Origin of the sequence: Endozoicomonas ascidiicola (genome assembly GCF_001646945.1) — a bacterium.
GTDB lineage: Bacteria > Pseudomonadota > Gammaproteobacteria > Pseudomonadales > Endozoicomonadaceae > Endozoicomonas > Endozoicomonas ascidiicola.
Map to the genome: position 1 here is coordinate 206,851 of NZ_LUTV01000006.1, position 6,000 is coordinate 212,850.

A 6,000-nucleotide genomic window follows, 5' to 3' on the forward strand; every position below is an offset into this window, starting at 1 on the left:
TGATGCGTGCCAGACAACGATTGTGAACAGCTTCTAAGCAGGCTCCTGTTTAACTGGGGTCTGTTGTTCTTCCTGTTCAGTACAAGCAGCACCTGCACAGGCAATAACAATCAGAAGCACCGCCAGAATCTGCTCCATTGCCAGCGTTTCATGCAAAATCATCCAGCCACTCATCATGCCCACCACTGGCTCGAAACTGAGCAATGTGCCAAATGTTTTCACAGGTAACTGACGAAGAGCCACCATTTCCAGGGTGAATGGAATCACGCCAGAAATAATGGCAATCAGTAACGCGATACCAACGACACCCGGCGTCAGGTTGGCACTGAAAAACTCTTCAGCCCCAAAGGGTATGGAGATCAAAGCTGCAATCACCATACCCAATGCAGGCGTTTGCATGCCATAATGCTTACCTGCCGATTTGCCAGAGACGATATACACACCCCAACAAATCGCCGCTCCGAATGCCCACAGCAACCCTACGGCATCAAGATCGTCGACAGGTGACGTTAATGGTGTAACCAGCAATAACCCTGTCATCGCTATCCCGACCCACATCAGATCTTTTATTTGCCGGGAATACAGAACTGTCACCGTTAACGGCCCAAGAAACTCAATCGCAACAGCAATGCCCTGTGGGATACGAGCCATTGCGTAATAAAAAAGAATAATCATGCCTGCCAGTGAAGCACCATAACAAAAAAGGTAACGCGCACTGGCCCAGTCAAACCGAACCCTCCAGATCCGCAGCAGCCACGACATGATCAACGCAGCGCCCAATATTCTTGCGGTTGCAATGCCTTGTACCCCAAGCACATCGAACACATTTTTGGACAGGCTCAGCCCCAATTGAATCGATATCATCGACATAACAAGGCAAAAAATCGAAATCAGCTTGTAAATTGGAGGCTGCATAATTGCTTCACAACAATATTTGTGTGACCTTACTTTAGTAACAATCTGGATATGATCAAACGTTTTCAAGGAGGCTGACCGAGAATAGCGCCCGTAGCGAGGATGGTAGAAAATTGAGGATAAAAAATCCGTTTTGTGAAGTGAATAGTGGTGCTATTTACTGAACAAAACGGATTTTTTAGACCAATTTACTGCCACCGCAGTAGGGCAACCTATTCTCGGACAGCCTCCTAGGTCGTAGTAAAAACTGAAACAACGATCATTGAACACAATCAAATCAGAGTTGAAACACATGATTCATATCAGCCTTTCAAACGCCAATTACCTATACATTGAAATTGATGGAAAAATTTACCCTGGGGAGATGGAGTCAGCAGTCAATCAATTTCTACGACTCGCCTCAGACCTCACTTCTGGCCAGTTACTTTACAAAATAGAGCACTTTTCCCTTCCTTCCCTGAGCGCTGTTGCTATCAAGCTTCGTCACTTACCCGAACTCTTCAAATGCATTCAAAAATTTGATCGCGCGGCCGTCGTCACTGACAAAAAATGGCTGCAAACTGTTGCGGAACTGGAAGGTAAATTAATGCCCGGACTGGAAATCAAAGGCTTTGACCTTGACAATTTTTCAGCGGCAGAAGCCTGGCTAGCTGGGTCTTAACCGTTAGCCATTATGACCATGAACACACTGATTGTTTCTGACATCTTTGGCAGAACTGACGCGCTTGAAGCGCTCGCACAAAGCCTGTCTGGCCACGTGAATATTCTGGATCCCTATGATTCCGTAAAAACTGGTTTCTCTTCAGAATCTGAGGCATATGAAGCATTCACCCAATCTGTCGGCATGGATCGTTATGCAGCGATATTGGCAAAAAAAGTATCCAGCTATACGAAGCCACTCAACTTAATCGGTTTCAGTGCCGGTGCATCGGCCATCTGGAAAATATCCGACCTTCCCGCCATTCCATCGGGATCAACAGCGATTTGTTTCTACGGTTCTCAGATCAGGCACTGGGAACAGATCAACCCAACCATCCCGACGCATCTTATTTTTCCTGAGCATGAAAAGCACTTTGATGTGGCTCTCCTTATGGATAACCTCTCTCAGAAAGAAAAGGTGACCATCGAGCAGGTGCCTTACCTACACGGATTTATGAATAAACAGTCGATGCAGTTCAATCATGAGGGCTACCACGCCTTTATTCAGCAGCTGACATAAGATGATTTGATATCGTTGGATTGTATCTCCCTACCTCGATAAACAGTTTTCCTACATGGTTTGGGTGCCCCGATGCGTTGTTAAATGCCCGCTGCCAACATGTTAAGTTTCTGGCTTTTTTTTACAAAAGATAACCCCATATAGAGCTATCTATTTAATGTTAATTTGTCCATTACATTGTGTACCGAGAGAGTTTCTAATAGCTCCAGTATCGGTTCAGAAAAAGTTAATGGCCTTGGGGTACGAGGCATGAGTTTGGCGATCACTGTAGTATCAGTTTTACTGACAGCATTTTTTATATTTGCAAGCTCGATTAAAATATTTGGGTGGCAAAAATTCATTTTTGAAACGCAGCTTGCATTTTTCAAAAAGTATGGACTAAACCGAACAGTTATGCTTTTAGTTGGTTTCGTTGAGTTATTTGGCTCTGTTGGCCTTTGGTTGCCAGAGTATCTTGGTATTTCAGGCGCTCTGGCACTATTTACCACATCAATAGGTGCCGTATTCTTTCACTTTTACTTTGATACTTGGAAAGATGCTATTCCAGCAATGATCACTTTAATGCTTTCAGGCGCAGTATTATATTCACAATATTTTGAGTTTGGCATGCAAGGCATTTAACAAAATTCCAGCGGTCTGCCTACTGCAGCCGCTGAATTTGGCGTTATGCCCACCCTTTACCTTTCAGCCACTGGTTTTTACCAAGGTTCTATTTATCCCCATCTATCATCCCCTCACCAGAAAAGCCCAGCCCGATGGGAAAGCCCCTCATTGTCACTCAACTGCACTCCCGTTATACTGCCCGTCCTCTTGTTAAATTCCAGGCGGCGATCCCGCCAATACTTCATGACCACAGAAACTACACTCCCTCCGCAGGGCGAAAAGCTGCAGAAAATCCTGGCGGGCGCCGGCCTTGGCTCGCGCCGTGAGATGGAGCGCTGGATCACCGAAGGACGCATTAGCGTCAATGGTGTAAAGGCCACATTAGGTGACCGGGCTACCGTGTCCGACACCATCGCCGTTGACGGCCGCCTGATTAAACTGGATGCCTATGCCTCCGGCGTGCGACGCATCATTGCGTACAACAAGCCAGAAGGTGAAATCTGCACCCGTTCTGACAAAGAAGGCCGACCGACCGTATTCGACAAACTGCCGAATCTCAAAGGCGAACGCTGGATCTCCATTGGCCGCCTTGATCTCAACACTTCCGGTCTGCTGTTGTTTACCAACGATGGTGAGCTGGCCAGCCGACTGATGCACCCGTCTTACACCATTGAGCGTGAATACGCGGTGCGAGTGATGGGCACCGTTACTCAGCAGAAAGTGAAGAACCTGTTCGATGGCGTCGAACTGGAAGATGGCAAAGCACGATTCACCGACATCGTTGAATCCGGCGGCACCGGCATCAATCGTTGGTTCCACGTTTGTATTCTTGAAGGCCGTAACCGTGAAGTTCGTCGCCTGTGGGAATCTCAGGAACTGACCGTCAGCCGACTGAAACGTGTGCGGTTTGGCAGTCTGATCATTCCAGACGGACTGCGTCAGGGGCAATTCCAGGAACTGCAAAAGTCGGATATCGATGCACTGGCCACATTGGTTGAACTGCCATCCGCCCCGTCTTACCACAAAAAGCCGACAGAACGTTTGAAGAAGAACGAAGTCAAAGCGAAGAAGGTGAAAGGCGGCCGACGCCCTAGCCCTCACGCAAAACAGCGTTCACGCTGATCACTTCTGATCGTTTGTTATCCACAGGGCCAACGGCTCTGTGGTTATAAATGCGAAACCCTCTACACTTTCTCCCTCCTGCTAATATTCCAACTGGACATCCCTACTGTATCTATATACAGTACTAATAACCCAAAACAGGAGGAAGCCCATGTCCATTACCCCCATGTGGCGCGTTGACCGGGACGGAAGCATGTTTACAGATAAGAAAGCCGCCGAAGAACACGATCGCATGCTGGAGCTGGCTGACGGCATCACTGGCCTGCTGGAGTCGCATTTTGAGATTGATGAGAAGCTGGCGGAAGAAATCGGCTTACTGATGTCCCGTAATAAAGATGTGATGGCACGCGCTTTTAAAGGCAAGCCAGATGCATTGGAAGAAATTCAAAGAAATGAAGAAGTTGAAGCTGACAACACCGTGGATATCCGCGAAGCTGTCGCTTGATATTAAGTAAGTAGTTGTGCAAATGAAATCATGTCAGGCACTGAATCTCCAGTGCCTGTTTTCATTAACCACTCTTTACCCCTTCCCCAACTTCCAACCTTTCAGGCTCCCCTACCACCAATGGATAACTTATTTTCCAAATCGGAAATGTTAAAGTAAGCACCATAACTCACATTAATAAAAATTATTCAACCAAATCAATATATTAATAAATATTTTTTTGAATTCGGTTTACCCAGGGAGGAGTTTATGGTTACTGGAGTATATTCAACGAATAAGGATAGATTGCGGCTAAGTTACCGTTAATGGTTGAATCAGCTAAACTCCTATAAAATCAACGTGGTAGGGGAGTGATATGCAATCTGAACTCTTCCAGAATTTTATTGATTCCATTTCATCATTAAACAGTGAGCAGCGAGACATTCTTAACACCTCGCTCATTAGTGCCCAAATAGAAAKTACTGAGGCAGTAGAAACCACTGATTCAGAAACACTTTGCAGTAAATCTTTATCCAACAATAATACAACACMTGACGTAGAAAAAAGCATACTGTCCAAGTTTGCAGAAAACCCCAAATGTCCCAGATGCAAAAGCCATAGCGTTGGTCKCTGGGGTATACGGAATGGCCGACAGCGCTACCACTGCAAGACTTGTGACTCCACATTTAATGCTTTTAGCGGAACACCTTTGGCAAGGCTCAGGCACCCTGAAAAATGGAGCAAGTACCTTACAGGCATGACTTACTCTATGGTCTTGCGACCCGCTGCTGCTGAGAATGRCATTGACYTGAAGACCGCGTTCCGCTGGCGTCATCGCTTTCTTGAGGTGATCAATAATGACCAGGCAGAAGAGCTTTGTGGCATTACGGAGCTCGATGAAACATTCTTCCGTGAATCCTTCAAAGGGCAGAGAGAAGGCCTACCAAGACCAGCTAGAAAGCGTGGTAATGATCCCCACAAAGCCCGAAAAGTACCGGTGATGGTGGCTCGGGACCGCAATCGAAATACTGTCGACGGTGTTCTGGAAAACGAAAGTGCTAATGAATTATGCAGGCATTTAAATGGCCGTATATCGATACAGGCCACGGTTTGTGCGGATGCCCACCTTGCACATGAAAAACTTGCAGACAAGCTTGGATTTGACTTTAAGGAGCTGGTGACATCTGCAGGTCAACATGTTGTTGAAGGTATCTATCACATCCAGACTGTAAACTCTTATCACAGACATCTAAAACGCTGGATTGGCGGCATATTCCAAGGGGTTGCTACTCGTTACCTACCCCATTATCTGGCCTGGAGACGGGAACTTACAGCGGCAAATAAGTTAACTGCTGGCCGATTGGTTAGCAAAATTGCTGAACATTGGTGCTTCCAACCATTAACGGTAACTTAGCCATAGATTGCGCTTAGCCGCAATCTTATCCGGTTGTTGCACAAGCCCGGATTGATTTCTGGTGAGGGTGGTCTATAGAAGTTTTCTTTTTTGGTGGCGATCRAATCAGAGCGTTTATATTGAACTCTCTTTATTCAGAATGAGCGTTACCCGACCACTGCATTACGTAGTCTGGCGTCTGATTTCCCTGTCTGACTGGCTGAACTAACTATTTCTCCATGTTGGTGAATGGCGATACTTATTTTATGAATCAATTCTTCAGGTGGGCTTCAGAAATCTAAACGCAATGTGGTTCATTACTTC

7 protein-coding genes are annotated in these 6,000 nt (G+C 46.2%); 6 read left to right on the plus strand and 1 reads right to left on the minus strand.

Annotated elements, in window-relative coordinates:
* Positions 1-33: 33 nt before the first annotated feature.
* The gene (locus AKL11_RS17910) at positions 34-864 is read right to left on the minus strand and encodes an EamA family transporter (protein WP_157673645.1); all 831 of its coding nucleotides are present in this window, start codon (positions 862-864) and stop codon (positions 34-36) included.
* Positions 865-1,207: 343 nt separating this feature from the next.
* Here AKL11_RS17910 and AKL11_RS17915 point away from each other — a divergent pair, with 343 nt between their 5' ends.
* The 6 genes from AKL11_RS17915 to AKL11_RS17940 all read left to right on the plus strand — a co-directional run bounded on the left by AKL11_RS17915 (position 1,208) and on the right by AKL11_RS17940 (position 5,697).
* Positions 1,208-1,576, plus strand: a complete 369-nt coding sequence (locus tag AKL11_RS17915; protein WP_067520060.1) for a SpoIIAA family protein — start codon at positions 1,208-1,210, stop codon at positions 1,574-1,576.
* Positions 1,577-1,594: 18 nt separating this feature from the next.
* The gene (locus tag AKL11_RS17920; protein WP_067520555.1) at positions 1,595-2,134 is read left to right on the plus strand and encodes a dienelactone hydrolase family protein; all 540 of its coding nucleotides are present in this window, start codon (positions 1,595-1,597) and stop codon (positions 2,132-2,134) included.
* Positions 2,135-2,383: 249 nt separating this feature from the next.
* Complete coding sequence (locus AKL11_RS17925) at positions 2,384-2,755, plus strand: DoxX family protein (RefSeq protein WP_067520061.1); 372 nt, start codon at positions 2,384-2,386, stop codon at positions 2,753-2,755.
* A gap of 225 nt (positions 2,756-2,980) precedes the next feature.
* Positions 2,981-3,859, plus strand: coding sequence for a 23S rRNA pseudouridine(2605) synthase RluB (gene rluB / locus AKL11_RS17930; protein ID WP_067520063.1), 879 nt, complete (start codon positions 2,981-2,983; stop codon positions 3,857-3,859).
* A gap of 151 nt (positions 3,860-4,010) precedes the next feature.
* Positions 4,011-4,304 (plus strand): YebG family protein, encoded by a 294-nt coding sequence (locus AKL11_RS17935; protein WP_067520065.1) that lies wholly within the window; start codon positions 4,011-4,013, stop codon positions 4,302-4,304.
* 355 nt (positions 4,305-4,659) lie between these two features.
* A complete protein-coding gene (locus tag AKL11_RS17940; protein ID WP_067520067.1) occupies positions 4,660-5,697 on the plus strand; it encodes an IS1595 family transposase in 1,038 nt (345 codons plus the stop codon).
* Positions 5,698-6,000: the final 303 nt, after the last annotated feature.